Origin of the sequence: Hyphomonas sp. (genome assembly GCF_041398465.1) — a bacterium.
Lineage (GTDB): Bacteria > Pseudomonadota > Alphaproteobacteria > Caulobacterales > Hyphomonadaceae > Hyphomonas.
The window spans coordinates 64,025-78,652 of record NZ_JAWKUS010000003.1 but is presented as its reverse complement, the minus strand read 5'-3'; the positions used below and the strand labels follow the sequence as shown (position 1 = coordinate 78,652).

The following is a 14,628-nucleotide window of genomic DNA, read 5'->3' as shown; positions in this document are numbered from 1 at the left end:
CTCAGCCTTCCCAGCGGGTGATTTTCTCGGCCATGTCCGCGCGCGGGCGTTCCGGCGGGGCCATTGTGGCGGTTCCCAGATAAATGAACCCGGCGACGCGTTCGCCGTCCTCCAGGCCCAGCAGCTTGCCGGCATCCGCATCGAAGGCAGGCCATTCCGACAGCCAGTTGCCCGCCCAGCCGCTGGCATTGGCGGCCAGCAACAGGTTGTAGCAAACCGCCCCGGCGGAGAGTTCCTGTTCCCAGACCGGGGTGCGGCCGTCATTCACAGGTGAAGAAATCACGCAGACGACCACAGGCGCGCGCAGCAGCAATTTGCGGGCCGCCTCGACTTCCGGCTCCGGATCGCCGCGTCCGGCACGGATTTCTGCCAGCCCTGCGCTGAAACGGCTGCGGGCCTCACCTTCGAACACGACAAAGCGCCACGGGGCGAGCTTGCGATGGTCCGGAACGCGGGCTGCGATCTGTAGTAATTCATCCAGATCTGCGGGTGAAGGACCGGGGGCGCCCATGAACTGCTTGTTGGCCGAGCGGCGCAGCGCCAGCAGCGCGCGGGCCTCTGCACTGGCCCTCACAGGAAGCATCGGTTCACCGAGCGGCGGAGCGGGAGGAAACCTTTTCGTCATAAGCCGTCCCTACAGTGAACTGAACCGGGCGAAAAGCGGGCTTTCAGACTCCGTACTTGCCGGGCGGGCGATGGCATACTATTTTAGTGAACACTGTTCACTTTTCGAACGCTGATCGTGGCCGCGGCATGGATTCGGACTATACCCTCGAGCAGACCCCCGCGACGCGGCGGCGCAACAAGGTGCGTGAGGCGATCCTCGCGGCGGCCGAGCGCATGTTTGCGAAGGAAGGGGAAAGCGGCCTGTCGATCCGGCGGCTGGCCGAGGAGATCGATTACTCCCCGTCTGCGATCTACAAGTATTTCGGCTCGAAGGAAGAGCTGCTGGAGGAACTGAAAGACAGTTTCTTCGAGCGCCTGCTGGAGCAGGTGGACCGTGTGTCTGCCACCAGTATGAATTTCCACGACCGCGCCCGCGCCTGTGTCACGACCTACGTCTCTACGGCGACCGCCCGTCCGCATCATTATGCCGCCGCCTTCTCCTCCATCCCGACACGGGAGGAACTCGCAGCCCGCAGGCAGCTCAGCTGGGATGACTTCCTCGCCACGCCAAAGGGGCAGGCGTTCAAGATCCTGGTGGACCTTGTTGAGGAAGGCCAGGGCCTTGGCGTGTTCGACCCGGCGCTGGAGCCGGTCAAGACGGCCAAATCGATCTGGGCCTCGTCCCATGGCCTGGCGCTCCTGATGATCCACATGCCGCTCCTGCCGGACGTGCAACCCTGTCCGACCCAAACCGACGGCGACTTCGTCGCCTATCATGCGGACATCGTCATGCGGGGCCTCGCCGTGCCTGCTGACCTTCCGCACAAGAACGGAACACGCTCATGACCCACTCGCACCCTTATGAGGGCAATGAGATCAGGGAGAAGAAACCGACCGTCGTGAAAGGGCTGGTTTTCCTGCTTCTTCTGATCGGGTTTGGCGCGGGCATGTTCTTTGCCGCGACCCGCCTGCGCAGCGCCGATGGGCCGAAAGTCGCACATGAGGCGCCGGCGCCGTTGACGGTCGCAGTGGTGTCCGTGGAGCCGACAGAAGCCTTCGACCTGAAGGAAAGCTATACCGGCCTCGCCGAAGCGCGCCGCACCAGCATGCTGGGCTTTGCTTCCAGCGGGCGGATCGCCGCGATCCGGGCCGATGTTGGCGACAAGGTGAAGAAAGGCACGCTTTTGGCAAAACTCGACACCCGCAGCCTGCAGGCGCAACTTGCCTCGGCGAATGCGCAGGTGGAGGAAGCCCGCGCAGCCCACGACCTCGCGCTCAGCACGGTGCAGCGCCAGCGCCAGCTGAAACTGCAGGGCCATGTCTCGCAACAGCATGTCGACGAAGCGGAAGCGCAGGCGAACACCGCACTCGCTCGTGTCGAGGCCTCAAAGGCGCAGGCCGATACGCTCCGCGTCCAGATTGATCTCGCCTCGATCACAGCGCCATTTGACGGTGTGGTCACGCAGCGCCTGTCTGATGAAGGCGCCATCGCCGCCGCGGGCCAGCCTATTCTGGAACTGGTGGAGAAAAGCCACCTTGAAGCCCGCCTCGGCCTGCCGGCGGCGAGTGCTGCGCTGCTGGAGCCGGGCAAGGAATACAAGCTGACGGCCGACACCGGGGAAGTCTCGGCGCGCCTGCGCAATGTGACCGGGGTGATCGATGCGAACCAGCGTACCGTCGGGGCCGTTTTCGATATCGAGAATCCGGAGGCCATTGCTGCGGGCGCCGTCGTGCGCCTCGCCCTGGACCGCAGCGTGGGCGAGGAAGGCTTCTGGGTGCCGGTGAAGGCACTTTCTGCGGCGTCTCGTGGCCTGTGGACAGTTTATGTTGCGGACCCGTCCGATGCCGGTTGGACGGCGGTGCCGCGTCCGGTCGAAATGGTGCACAGCGATGGTGACCGGGCCTATGTGCGCGGCCCGGTCCAGCCGGGAGAGCGCGTAATCGTCGACGGCCTGCAACGCATCACACCCGGCATGCCGGTGACCCCCCGCGAATCCCAGCGGGCCGACGTCGCAGGACAATAGCTGCCATGATCAAGGCGCTCAGTCTCTTCTACCGCCTGCCGCGCCTGACGGTGCTGACCATGATGGTCATGCTGATCGGCGGTCTGGGCGCCATGTTCACGCTCGGGCGGCAGGAAGACCCGACTCTGATCGAACGCTACGGGTTCGTCGTAACCTACTTGCCCGGTGCCGATGCCGAACGGATGGAGGCGCTCGTTACCGAGCCGCTGGAATCGGCGTTGATGGAACTGCCGGAATTGAAGGAGGTCCATTCGACTTCCCGTGCCGGTGTATCCCAGATGCGGATCGACATTCGTGAGGACCTCAACGCAATCGAGGTGGACAATGCCTGGACGCTGGTCCGGCAGAAGGTCGACCAGGCGAAGGCGAAGTTCCCCGACGGTGTGTCCCTGCCGGAAGTGACGCAGCAATATGTCGGTGCCGCGACGCTGGTGGTCGGAATCCGCTGGGACAGTGAGGAAGACCCACCGATGGCGGTGATGCGGCGCATGGCGCTGGACCTGCAGGACCGGTTTGAACGTCTTCCGGGAACGGAACTGACTCAGACCTACGGCCTGCCTGCAGAAGAAGTGCGTGTGGTCATGGATCCGGACGCGCTGGCGGCGACGGGTCTGTCTTTCCGGCAAGCCGCAGCGGCATTGGCTGCGGGAGATGCCAAGGCCCCGGCCGGGCGCCTGAGGGCCGACGGCGGCAATGTCGGTTTCCAGATCGGCGGGGAGTTCGACTCCATCTCGCGCGTCCGTTCCGTGCCGATTGTGCAGCGGGGCGATGGAACGGCGGTGCGTCTTGGCGACATCGCGGATGTACGCAAGGGCCTGACCGATCCGCCGGTGAACATGGCGTTCGAGAATGGCCGCCGGGCGATCCTGATCGGTGTCTATATCTCGCCTGGCCAACGCGTGGATCAATGGGCGGACAGGGCGCATGCGGTTGTCGAGGATTTTGCACGCGACACGCCGCCGGGCCTGACCATCCGGCCGATTTTTGACCAGAGCAACTACACGAATGCGCGCCTGAACGGCCTCGCACTGAATTTGCTGATCTCTGCCGGGATCGTGTTCTGTGTCCTGTTCCTGACGATGGGGTGGCGGTCGGCCTTCGTGGTCGGAATGGCACTGCCCCTGACGGTGGCGCTGGTGCTGATCCTCTTCAAAGTGTTCGGCCATCCTTTGCACCAGATGTCGGTAACCGGCCTCGTCATTTCGCTTGGACTTCTGATCGATAACGCGATCGTGGTGGTCGACGATTTTGACCAGTGGCGCGTGCGCGGCCTGAACCGGCTGGATGCGATTGAGCGCAGCCTGAAGCATCTGTTCGCTCCGCTCGGGGCGTCCACATTGACCACAGCGCTGGCCTTCGCACCGATTGCGATGCTGCCCGGCCCGGCGGGAGAATTCATCGGCATGATCGGTCTGTCGGTCGTGTTCGCCATCTGCGCGTCCTTCTTTATCTCGATGACGGTGATCCCGGCCATGGCAGGCTGGTTCGACCGCACGCGCGGGTGGGAGAAGGGTGAAGCGAGCCGTCCGCGCCGGTGGTGGCGGGATGGTCTCACGATCAATTATGTGTCCGACGGCTACCGCGCGACAGTGGAGGCCGTGCTGCGCTTCCCGCCTCTGGGCATCGTACTTGGCATCGCCCCGGCGATCCTTGGCTTCTGGCTGGCAGGGCAGCTGCCCAACCAGTTCTTCCCGCAGACCGAACGCGACCAGTTCCAGCTGACGCTGCAGTTGCCGCCGGAGGCGAGCCTCGCAGATACTCAGGCCGCGACACAGCGGGCGACCGAACTGATCCGGTCCCTCGATGGGGTGAAGGATGTGACCTGGGTGCTGGGGGAGCCGGCGCCCCGGGTGTACTACAACGCCATCAACAATACGCGCGGCGTGGAGGGGCTGGCGTCCGGCTGGGTGCAGCTGGACAACAATCTCCGTACACGCCAGATCGTCGCCGACGTGCAGCAGCTGGTCAGGGCCGAGTTTCCTTCCGCGCGCTTCCTTGCATTGCCTTATGAACAAGGCCCGCCGGCCGATGCGCCGGTGGAATTCCGTATTCTGGGCGACGATTTCGAAACGCTGAATCGTCTCGGCGACGAGACGCGCGCTGTCCTCGCCCAGACGCCCGGCGTAACTTACACGGTCGCCTCGCTTCAACTCGGCGCGCCGACCATGAAGCTCAACGCCGACGAGACGGCGGCTGCTCTGACCGGTGAACGCCTTACGGATCTCGCGGCCGATCTGAATGCGGAACTTGAAGGCGTGCGCGCGGGCTCGGTCCTTGAAGGCACCGAAGAGCTGCCCGTCATGGTCATCGCGCCGGACAGCCGCCGGCGGGAACTGTCGAATTTGCGCTCGGCCACGGTGGGCTCCGGTTCCGGCGGCACGCCATTGTCTGCGCTCGGGCAAATGTCGCTCGATCCGGAGACGGCCGTCATCACGCGCCTGGACGGCCAGCGGATGAACCAGATACTCGCCTATCTCGAACCCTACACGATCCCGGCGCCGGTTCTGGCTGACTACCAGGCCCGCCTCGCGGCGACCGGCTTCACCGTTCCGGCGGGCTACAGTGTTGTGGTCGGTGGTGAAGCGGAAAACTCAGCAGGCGCCGTGACAGACCTGGCCAGCGTCGGTGTGCCGTTGATCCTCGTCATGGCCGGGGCAATCATGCTGGTCTTCAACTCCTTCCGCATGATGGTGCTGATCCTGACGACCGGGTTCCTGTCCATCGGGCTCGCTTTCTTCGGGGTCTGGCTGTTCAACCTGCCAATGGGGTTCAACGCGATCGTCGGCAGCCTTGGCCTTCTCGGGATATCCATCAACGCATCGATTGTGGTGTTGAGTCTGCTGAGGGCAGACCCGTGGGCGATGGCGGACGATGTGATCCGCCAGAGGGAAATCGTCGTGGATGCGACACGTCACATTGTGGCGACGACGCTGACGACGATGGGCGGCTTCATCCCGATCCTCCTTTCCGGTGATAATTTCTGGCTGCCGCTGGCGGCGGGAATCAGCGGCGGGGTGGCCGGATCGGCGCTGTTGTCGCTGTATTTCACCCCCGCGATCTTCCGGATCATGACCTACAAACCGGTGCGCCGCCTGTTTGGATACCGGCCCGCCATCCCGGAGACTTCCGGTGAATAAACCGATTGTGAGCGGGGCAGGGCTTGATGCCTGCGTCAAGCTGCCCCATGTGAGCGCCACACCCTGAGCAAGAGGGAAGAGGAATGCCAGAAAATCCCGACATCGGCGCCCCGCCGCCCGCATGGAAGCGCCTGCGCTTCGAAGCTGCCGCCGCTGCTGCAGATGAACCGTCGCTGGCCGGCTATATCAACGCTGCGATCCTGGCGCATGACTCGCTGTGCGATGCGCTGTCCTATCACCTTGCGGAAAAAATCGGTGACTCGACCATCGGTACCCAGCAGGTGCGGGACATTCTGTCGGATGCGTGCGATTCTCACGATGAACTCGTCAATGCGGCCGAGGCCGACATGATGGCCGTTCTGGAGCGCGATCCCGCCTGCCGTGGCCTGCTTCAGCCCTTCCTGTTCTTCAAAGGCTTTCAGGCTCTTCAGACGCACCGCATCGCCAATGTCCTCTGGCGCGAGGGACGTGAAACGCTGGCCTTCCACTTCCAGTCCCGCGGGTCTGAACTGTTCGGTGTCGACATTCACCCCGCTGCCCGTATCGGCAAAGGCGTGATGCTGGATCACGCAACGGACATCACCATCGGTGAGACCACTGTCGTCGGCGATGGCTGCTCTATCCTGCAGGGCGTGACGCTTGGCGGCACCGGCAAGGAAGTTGGCGACCGCCACCCGAAGATCGGGCGCGGCGTACTGGTGTCGGTTGGCGCGAAAGTGCTGGGCAACATTCACATCGGCGATGAAGCGAAGATCGCGGCTGGTTCGGTTGTCCTGAAGGATGTGCCGGCGCACTGCACCGTGGCCGGCGTCCCGGCGAAAGTTGTTTCCGGCCCGTCCTGCTGCCAGCCTGCCAAGACGATGGACCAGACGCTGCCGGACGCTGCTGACAGCTGATTTGTATGCCGCTAGTTCGGCTTTTTACGAACCGTGACATATCCGTGGGTGATACCCGCGCCAGTTTTCACGTTCATCGCGCTGTACAGGTCTTCCGCCGTGACCCAGAAAGGCGGGTACTTGTAACGGGAGACATCCAGTACAAGGAACATGTCCGATGGCGCGTGATAGGCGGCAACGGGGGATATGTGTCCTCCGGAGAGCTGGCCGACCTTTGATCGTCTGTAGTTGACGACGAGATATTCGCCGGGCGTTTCGAGTATTTGTCTGCCGGTCTCGCGGAAGGTGTCCAGCGATACCGAGCTGGCATAGACCGTATGCGCATCAACACCGTGCGCTTCAAAGAATTGGCCCAGTGTCGATAAGGGTGTGCCTTCCCGCCGAATTTTGCGGCGCGGGGTGATCTTGTGAGTCTCGCGGGTGAAGATGTTTTCCTGGTCGAACAGGCCGTGCTGATCGGACACACGCGAGCCTGGGCGTTCGATGCCCAGTGCATTCAGAACCATCGTCATGCTCGCCGGGCCGCACAGAGTGGGTGCGTCCTGCGTCACGAAATGTATGCTGAGAGGAACGTAATCTGCGATAGCTTCGGCTTCGCGCAGGAGGCGCGTGCCCGCCTCGGAATCGAGTGCGATCAGCTTGTGGGGGTGAGCAAGTGGCAACGGCATATCCGGTACCGGCAGGCGGCGGCTCAACGCTGAAATTTCGTAGCTTATCCTGGAGGCCAGAATTCCGGCTCTGTATCTGATACCCACGGTCGACTCCCTCATGTCCCGGCCGGAAAGATATGTCTGGCTTTGGCAGGCGAAAATTTCCGGCAATGCGCCGCACACACATTTTCCCGCATGACGGGACTTCCATCCAGCAAATTTCGTATATCGCACGAATAAGTTCTGGCGTGCCAACATTTCTGTGCTCAATGGCGCCCGATCATGCACGCAAATATTGTTGCTCTCCAAGGTTTCGTCTAGGTTTGTCACTCCGAAAAACTGCGTGTTTTCGAAGAGATTTCCGCGTCAGAAGGAGGCGGCCCGGGTGAGTTTTGAGACCGTCGACGCGGATGGGGAGGCGCGCGCTGTGCGCGTGCGCCGGCTTGTCCGCCGGGATGGTCACCTGCCATTCATGCCGTTCGGCCTGGTTCCGCTGGCGGGTCTCGCGCTTCTGTTCCTGATCGCGATCGGCCCGTTTGCCTTTGGCGTGCAGAGTGCAACCCGGCGCGCGGTGACGGAGGCGCTTGCCGCCAATGGTGTGGACTGGGCAAGGATATCCGCCAGCGGACAATCGGTCACGATTTCGGGCGAGCCTGCATCCGGTGCGGAAGCGCACAAGGCGCGGATGATCGCCCGGGAAGCCGCCTCTGCAACGCCGTTCGGATTGGCCCGGCCAGTGACCCGCGTGACGGTGCCGCAAGGCCCGTACAAGTCCCGGCCGGAGACGCGTGATGAGTCCGAAACCATCGCGGTCGCTCCGCTTCAGGATGTGACTGCAGAGGCTGCTGCCTCGCCATCCTGGCATTTTACAATCGCCAGTGGTGTGCTGACGCTGGCAGGTGCGATGCCGGACCAGGCCACGAAGGACACGGTGGTGCGTCATGCCTTCAACAAGATTGCGCCTCCGTACATCACCGGCGTCGACGACCAGTTGAAGATTGCGGATGTCGAGCCGCCGGCAGGATATGTCCAGGTTGCGATGCGCGGTGTGAACACGATCACCAGGTGCGATACTGGCCAGGCTGCGTTCGAGAAGGGGCGGTTCAGCCTGCGCTGCGAACTGCCGGAAGCAGATGCGGCTGCGGTGCGCCGGGATGCGAATGCCTCGATGCCGCTCGGCACCGTCGGCAAGGTCGACATCCTGCCGCACGAGGCGGTGATCACGTGTGAGGCGGAACTCAGCGATTTACTGATGGATGCGCGCATCGAATTCGACTCATCGAGTTCCGTGATTGATGCCTCCAGCAATACGCTGCTGGATGCCGTCGCGGCAGCTGTGAGGAGGTGCCCCGGCACGCTGCGCATCGAAGGCCATACGGACTCCACCGGTCCGGAAGACGAGAATGAGACGCTGAGCCGCAACCGGGCGATTGCTGTGCGCAATGCGCTGATCGCCCGCAATCTCGACCCACAGCGCCTGATCGCCGAAGGCTATGGCGCAACCCGTCCGGTCGCCGGAAACACCACGCCGGAGGGGCGCGCGCGCAACCGCCGGATCGAGATCCGCGTTGTGCGGGCGTCGGAATGAAGTTTAACCCAATAGGGGGCTCCGGCCTCCGCCACGAGTAGAATCCATGCTGTTCCTACTGCTCCAGATTTTCCTGTTGATGGTTCTTGCTGCCGCTTGCGGGGCGGGCCTCGCCTGGTGGTGGTTCCGCCGGAACTTCGAGGACGTCACGGTCTATCATGAAGAGCTGGTGGCGGGCGCCGAAAACGCGAAAGACAAGCCTGCGGCGGTAACAAAGGAAGAGTTGAAGGAAAGCCTTTCCAGCCTCGCCCCGCCGGATCTTTCGCCGCTTGTTGAGCGTCTCGCCCGGATCGAAAGCGCCCTGTCGCTGACAGGGAGTGCGGGCCTCGGTGCGATCAATGACCGCTTCACCGAAATGCGCGGCCTGATCACTGAAGTTCGCGAGACTGGCATGGGCGGGCTTGAAGGCCGCCTTGGCCGGATGGAAACACTGATGCAGCAGCCGGATGACGCGCTGGAAGGCGTGCTCGGCCGCCTGTCGGATATTGAGAGCTCGCTTCTGTCCGTTTCGAACGAAGTGGCCGGCCTGCAGAATGCCGATCTCGATCCGGTGGAGATTCGTCTTGCTCAACTGGAAGAACTCGTCCGTGGCCAGACGGTACCCGAAGTAGACCTCGGGCCGATCCATTCCGGTCTCGCCCGGCTGGAACTCGCCATCGAAAACAGGGAGGCCCCGGCAGCCTTCCTCGAACCTGTTCGCACTCACATGGCGGCAATGGAAGCCCGGCTTGCCGAATTCGCTGACCGGATCGACACGGCGCGCAAGGCCGATATCGAAGAGCTGATGATCCGCATGTCGACGCTGTCGTCTTCGCTGGCGGGCCTGCGTGTGCCGGATCTCGATTCGGTGAAGGAGCGCCTGTCGAAGATCGAGGACGCGATCGCGAATATCGACCTGCCGGAAACGGATTTCACGCCGCTGGTCAACGAGTTCCGCAACATCGAAGGCATGCTGCGCGCACCGTCGGACGATATGCGCATCGTGCAGACCAAGCTCGCCGATATTGAAGGCGGCAGCGCGTCGCTGCACTCCAAACTGTCGGGCGTGGAACATACGGTCTCCATGCTGGCGCGGTCGGGCGTGGACCTGACGCCGGTTCAGGCGCGGCTGTCGAGCGTCGAATCCGCGCTGGCTTCGCTGCGGGTGGAGATGCAATCGCTGCCGGACCTTACTCCGGTTCTGTCCTCCATGCGCAAGCTGGATGCCCGGCTCGACATGGGCGCGGTCGACAGCCGTCTTGCCAATATCGAGTACACGTTGGCTGCCCTGAACCACATCCTCCGCGCGCGCGATTTCGGCCACCTGCGCGGGGAGGGCGAGTATACCTACCGCCAGCCGGCCTATACTCCACCACGGACGGAGCCGCCGGCCTTCGCGCCAATCGATCAGGTGTTCCCGAAAACCGCACCGCCGCCACACATGGCTGAGCCTGCCTCCGGACATGAGGCAGAACCTGAAGCGAACCCCGAAAACACGGCTCAGCTGCTGAAAATCGCCCTGCGCCCCGGTGACAAGGCGAACCTTTTGGTCGAGCCGGCTTTCGGCAATGAGGACGATCTGGAAGTCGTCAACGGCATCGGCCCGATGCTGTGCGAACTGCTGAACGAAATCGGCGTGTACTATTACTGGCAGATTGCTGAATGGGGACCGGCGGAGATCGAATGGGTGGACAACAAGCTGGAACATTTCAAGGGCCGGATCGAGCGGGATGAATGGGTCAGCCAGGCAAAGGAACTGGCCAAGCTGCCCACATCTGCAAAGCATCCAGCCAGCTGACCAAGTCTTCCCGGCCGGTTTTTATCTCCCCCTTTTCCCCTCCGCCGAATTGCGGTTAGGGTAGGTTCCAGTGCTGGGGATGAAGGTGACGATCTCAAGGGAAGGGGACGCGTGCCATGCTTCGTCTGTTGCTGCTTGGAATTGCAGGCTTTTTTGTCATGCTGTCCGCGCGCGCCGATACGGTTCAGCCGCCGCGCTATGCGCTGGTCATAGGAAATTCTGACTACCAGCAGCGGGGATGGCAGCTCGCCAATCCCGCAAATGACGCCAGCCTGATGGCTGAATCCCTGTCCGGTGTCGGGTTTCAGGTCGATCTGGTTCTCAATGCCAGCGAAGACCAGATGGAGGAGGCGTTCGCCAATCATGGCGCGCGCCTGAAGGCCGGCGGCAAAGGCTCGGTGGGCCTGATCTATTATGCCGGGCATGGCGTTCAGTCGCAGGGACTGAACTATCTCGTGCCGGTGGATGCCAACGCCCGGTCCGAACAGGACATCTGGCGCCAGGCACCGCGCCTCGGCGATGCGCTGCGCTATGTCGAGGATGCGGGCAATGCGGTAAACTTCGTGATCCTGGATGCCTGCCGGGACAATCCGCTGCCGAGTGCAACGCGCAGTGCGGCTGGCGGTCTGGCTGAAGTGAAACCGGCGCGCGGCCTGCTCATTTCCTATTCCACTGCGCCCGGCTATGTCGCCTATGATGGTGACGGTGCGAATTCCGCCTTCGCCGTCGCGCTGGCGCAGACCCTTTCCCAGCAGAATTTGATCGCGGAACAAGTGTTCAAGCGCGTCGCAGACCGCGTGAATGCGGCGACCGGGGGCTTGCAGACGCCGTTCTACAATTCCGGCCTGACGGGGGCGGATTTCTGCTTCGCTGGCTGCAGCGGCGCCGCAGCGCCAGCACCGACAGTGGTGTCGGACTCTGTGCTCTCCACCCGCCTGCCAGCCGGGACGCGCTCCACGGCTTCGACAGGTGAGGCGCCTGTCGCGGGACCGGCAGCATCACCTGCCGCGGGAACGGTGTCAGGCCTTCTGCGTCAGGGGGCGTTCGCAGCGGCGGTTAGCGGCGGTCCTGTCGAAGCGCGCAAGTTCAAGGACTGCGCCGATTGCCCGCAAATGGTGGCGATCCCGGCGGGCACGTTCCTGATGGGCTCCCCGGAAAGCGAGCCGGAGCGCAAGGACACCGAAGGTCCGCAATGGGAACCTGCGGTCGCGTTGTTTGCAGCCTCCGAAAAGGAAATCACCTGGGCCGATCTCGACGCCTGCATCGCTGCAGGCGGGTGCGCCGGGAATGAAGCGAAGGCCGAAACGCGATCTGACCAATGGAAGCGCGGCGCCATGCCCGCCATCAATATCACCTGGTGGGAAGCGATGGATTATGTCCGCTGGCTGAACGGACAGGTGGAGGGTGAACCCTATCGCCTGCTGAACGAGGCCGAGTGGGAATATGCCGCCCGCGCGGGTACGACGACAGCGTTCAATACCGGCGACTATCTCACCGACAAGGACGCGAACTTCAATGCAGGCGGACGCCTCTACAATGGCGGGCCGAAAGGGAAATGGCCGCGTCAGCCGATGCCGGTCGGATCCTATCCGCCCAACGCTTTTGGTCTGTACGACATGCATGGCAATGCGGCCGAATGGGTCGCCGATTGCTGGAGCCACGATTATCTGGGCCGCATTGGCAAGGCCGAGGCCGAGCCGGGCGCCGAGAAATGCTCGCGGTCTGTCCGAGGCGGTAGCTGGGAGAAAATCCCGTCCTATGTCCGCTCTGCCGTGCGCGATGCGTTCCCGTCCAGCGGCCGCGACGATGCGATCGGCTTCCGCGTCGCGAGGGATCCAGATCCGTCATGATCCAGTCCATCAGCCCCCTGATCAGCCATCACCGGGACCAGCTGAAAGCTGAATCCCGGCTGAACCGGACTCTTCTGATCGGGGCGATGCTGGCGGCGCTGGCTGCGTTCAGCGTGTTCCTGCTGACGCTGTTCGGGCACTATCCTCTGCCTGTGGGCGAGCGCATTTTTTCCGGTAATCCAGAGAGAATTCTCGGCGCGTCGAACTTCTTCGTCGCCACAGCCATCGGTGCGGCTTTCAGGATGTGGCGGATGCGCCAGACGCGGATCAAGCTGCTGATCGCGGAGGCGTTTCTGCGCGAGAATGAAGACGAAACCGGCCTGCGCCTGTTGCTGGAGCCGATGTTCGGTCCGAGCGTCTGGCGAGGCACGAAGTTGAACGAATCCGGGGGCACAGAGTGGTGAACAAGGAAAACGAGACAAGCCGGTCACCGGTTACTTCGCTGGACCTACTGATGGAGCTGCAGGGTGAGCAGCAATCCTTCCGCTTTCTCGTGCGGGCTCTGGCAGCCCTGCTGGCGACTGCAGCGGTCATCGCGGTCGGCAGCGTGATCTATTTCTATTTTGAGCTTCAGGGCCTGCGCTCGGAATATGTGCGGCAGGCGCGGCTGAACGAAGTGAACCTGCGCATCGTGGCGGGGGAAGCCAGCCGCCAGAGGGAATCGACGCAGGCCCAGCTGGTTGCCATCCGCGAAGAGAATGAGGCCGCCCGCCGGCAGGCCGAACTTTCGCGGGAACTTCAGCAAGCCGGATCACCCGGACAGATCGCCTCCTACAAGGACCGGGCCGTGTCCATCGCCCGCGGGCACATTCTCGGCAAGACGATGAACGAGGTGACCTCCCAAGTCGTCGCCATGGTGCTGCGCGCGGACCAGACGAGCAGTGTCAGCCTGCTGACGAGCGGCGAACGGGTACTGATGCAGGCCGCTCTGGACGATTGGGGTGGACAGGTGGAATCTGCAACCGTGCGCAGCGAGTTCCAGTCGCTGCTGGATGACAGTTTGGATCTGCCCGATCAGTCCATTGGTGCGGCTGGCCTCGCCATGCTGGAATACCGCAAGGCGAACGGCAATTCGCTGGGCTGGAACCGGGGTTGCTCGACAGTCGTGGACTATGTGAACCAAGCCGTGGCGAGGGGGCTGAACGAGCCGATGCTGCTGCTCTGGAAAGGCCAATGCCTGCGCAAACGCGGTGACGCCTTGCTGGCCTACAACGCATTCAGCCGCGCGGCGAAGCTGATGGAAGATGACCCAGAGGACATCACGCTGGAACAGTCCCAGATGGCGCACCATGGTGTTGGTACCACATTGATCGCGCTGGCGGCTCAGTCGCAATTGCCGGAAGGGCAGGACCGGAGTCTCGCCTTGCAGGAAGCGCTTTCGGAGTTGCGGACCGCGGCCAAGATCAGGGCAGACCGTGGCGCTACGCGTGTCGGTGTCGCGTACACGGAAGAAAACATGGGCTTTATCTATATCCTGGAAGAAGACTGGCTCGCTGCGCTGTCCCATACCGAGAACATCGATCACATCCTGCCGCTGGCCTGGAACCTGACCGTGCGGAACATTGCAGCGCGTGAAAACGAGAAGGCGTTGAAACGGGCCGGCTCCAGCCGCGAAGCGGTGCAGGAAATGAAGCGCATCCAGACCGATACGGCCATGGTGTTGTCCCTGATGGATTGCGGCCAGATCGACAAGGCTGAGCTGATGCGCCTGTTGCCACAGACTTATTCCGATGATGTGGACGAGCTTGCGGCCCATTGTCTTGTGGAATCGGGCGGGATTTGATGCAGCCTTGCTGTTGAACCCCAAGCGAAACCAACTAGGTTGCGCCTCGCGAAGAAAAGGACACCGATAATGAACCGCGAAGAAACGCTCCGCCTCGAAGCCTATCTCAAAGAGAAGCTGAACCCCGGCCTGCGCCTGCTGCCGCGCGACAAGACGGACGATTCTGTCGAAGTCTATCTCGGCGCCGAATTCCTGGCCGTCGTCTACAAGGATGTGGACGAGGGCGAGACCTCCTACCAGTTCCAGATGACCGTGCTGGAAGAAGACATTACTGGCTAGCCTGACAGGACCGTCCCGGCATCGGAACGGTCCTCTTC

Annotated in this window: 12 protein-coding genes; 10 read left to right on the top strand and 2 right to left on the bottom strand. The window is 62.8% G+C overall.

Translation table 11 applies throughout. From position 1 onward, the window contains the following. Position 1: 1 nt before the first annotated feature. Entirely contained in the window at positions 2–625 is a 624-nt protein-coding gene (locus tag R3C98_RS10850; protein WP_371314107.1) for a nitroreductase, read from the bottom strand. A 128-nt stretch (positions 626–753) separates the two neighbouring features. Between R3C98_RS10850 and R3C98_RS10845 the strand changes: the two genes are divergently transcribed. From R3C98_RS10845 to cysE, 4 genes are all read left to right on the top strand, one after another. Further along, positions 754–1,452, top strand: coding sequence for a TetR/AcrR family transcriptional regulator (locus tag R3C98_RS10845; RefSeq protein WP_371314106.1), 699 nt, complete (start codon positions 754–756; stop codon positions 1,450–1,452). Continuing rightward, positions 1,449–2,630, top strand: coding sequence for an efflux RND transporter periplasmic adaptor subunit (locus R3C98_RS10840; RefSeq protein WP_371314105.1), 1,182 nt, complete (start codon positions 1,449–1,451; stop codon positions 2,628–2,630). The genes R3C98_RS10845 and R3C98_RS10840 overlap by 4 nt, the downstream gene beginning before the upstream one ends. A 5-nt stretch (positions 2,631–2,635) precedes the next feature. Then, the gene (locus tag R3C98_RS10835; protein ID WP_371314104.1) at positions 2,636–5,767 is read left to right on the top strand and encodes an efflux RND transporter permease subunit; all 3,132 of its coding nucleotides are present in this window, start codon (positions 2,636–2,638) and stop codon (positions 5,765–5,767) included. A gap of 83 nt (positions 5,768–5,850) precedes the next feature. Continuing rightward, entirely contained in the window at positions 5,851–6,663 is an 813-nt protein-coding gene (gene cysE, locus R3C98_RS10830; protein WP_371314103.1) for a serine O-acetyltransferase, read from the top strand. An 11-nt stretch (positions 6,664–6,674) separates the two neighbouring features. Here cysE and R3C98_RS10825 read toward each other — a convergent pair whose 3' ends face one another. Continuing rightward, the gene (locus R3C98_RS10825; protein WP_371314102.1) at positions 6,675–7,331 is read right to left on the bottom strand and encodes a phytochelatin synthase family protein; all 657 of its coding nucleotides are present in this window, start codon (positions 7,329–7,331) and stop codon (positions 6,675–6,677) included. 367 nt (positions 7,332–7,698) lie between these two features. Here R3C98_RS10825 and R3C98_RS10820 point away from each other — a divergent pair, with 367 nt between their 5' ends. The 6 genes from R3C98_RS10820 (at position 7,699) to R3C98_RS10795 (ending at position 14,590) form a co-directional block, all read left to right on the top strand. Then, positions 7,699–8,901, top strand: coding sequence for an OmpA family protein (locus tag R3C98_RS10820; RefSeq protein WP_371314101.1), 1,203 nt, complete (start codon positions 7,699–7,701; stop codon positions 8,899–8,901). A gap of 46 nt (positions 8,902–8,947) precedes the next feature. Further along, positions 8,948–10,678 carry a hypothetical protein gene (locus tag R3C98_RS10815; protein WP_371314100.1) on the top strand — a complete coding sequence of 577 codons (1,731 nt, stop codon included), beginning with the start codon at positions 8,948–8,950 and terminating at the stop codon, positions 10,676–10,678. A gap of 116 nt (positions 10,679–10,794) precedes the next feature. Next, positions 10,795–12,528: an SUMF1/EgtB/PvdO family nonheme iron enzyme gene (locus tag R3C98_RS10810; RefSeq protein WP_371314099.1), complete on the top strand. Its 1,734-nt coding sequence runs from the start codon at positions 10,795–10,797 to the stop codon at positions 12,526–12,528. Further along, positions 12,525–12,932: a hypothetical protein gene (locus R3C98_RS10805; protein WP_371314098.1), complete on the top strand. Its 408-nt coding sequence runs from the start codon at positions 12,525–12,527 to the stop codon at positions 12,930–12,932. Before R3C98_RS10810 ends, R3C98_RS10805 begins: the two co-directional genes overlap by 4 nt. After that, positions 12,926–14,311 (top strand): hypothetical protein, encoded by a 1,386-nt coding sequence (locus R3C98_RS10800; protein ID WP_371314097.1) that lies wholly within the window; start codon positions 12,926–12,928, stop codon positions 14,309–14,311. The genes R3C98_RS10805 and R3C98_RS10800 overlap by 7 nt, the downstream gene beginning before the upstream one ends. Before the next feature lie 69 nt (positions 14,312–14,380). Next, positions 14,381–14,590, top strand: a complete 210-nt coding sequence (locus R3C98_RS10795; protein WP_371314096.1) for a DUF3126 family protein — start codon at positions 14,381–14,383, stop codon at positions 14,588–14,590. Positions 14,591–14,628: the final 38 nt, after the last annotated feature.

Coding starts and splice junctions, on each gene's coding strand:
- R3C98_RS10840 (WP_371314105.1), top strand. CDS start 1,449: ATGACCCACTCGCACCCTTATGAGGGCAATGAGATCAGGGAGAAGAAA.
- R3C98_RS10815 (WP_371314100.1), top strand. CDS start 8,948: ATGCTGTTCCTACTGCTCCAGATTTTCCTGTTGATGGTTCTTGCTGCC.
- R3C98_RS10805 (WP_371314098.1), top strand. CDS start 12,525: ATGATCCAGTCCATCAGCCCCCTGATCAGCCATCACCGGGACCAGCTG.
- cysE (WP_371314103.1), top strand. CDS start 5,851: ATGCCAGAAAATCCCGACATCGGCGCCCCGCCGCCCGCATGGAAGCGC.
- R3C98_RS10810 (WP_371314099.1), top strand. CDS start 10,795: ATGCTTCGTCTGTTGCTGCTTGGAATTGCAGGCTTTTTTGTCATGCTG.
- R3C98_RS10825 (WP_371314102.1), bottom strand. CDS start 7,331: ATGCCGTTGCCACTTGCTCACCCCCACAAGCTGATCGCACTCGATTCC.
- R3C98_RS10845 (WP_371314106.1), top strand. CDS start 754: ATGGATTCGGACTATACCCTCGAGCAGACCCCCGCGACGCGGCGGCGC.
- R3C98_RS10795 (WP_371314096.1), top strand. CDS start 14,381: ATGAACCGCGAAGAAACGCTCCGCCTCGAAGCCTATCTCAAAGAGAAG.
- R3C98_RS10850 (WP_371314107.1), bottom strand. CDS start 625: ATGACGAAAAGGTTTCCTCCCGCTCCGCCGCTCGGTGAACCGATGCTT.
- R3C98_RS10835 (WP_371314104.1), top strand. CDS start 2,636: ATGATCAAGGCGCTCAGTCTCTTCTACCGCCTGCCGCGCCTGACGGTG.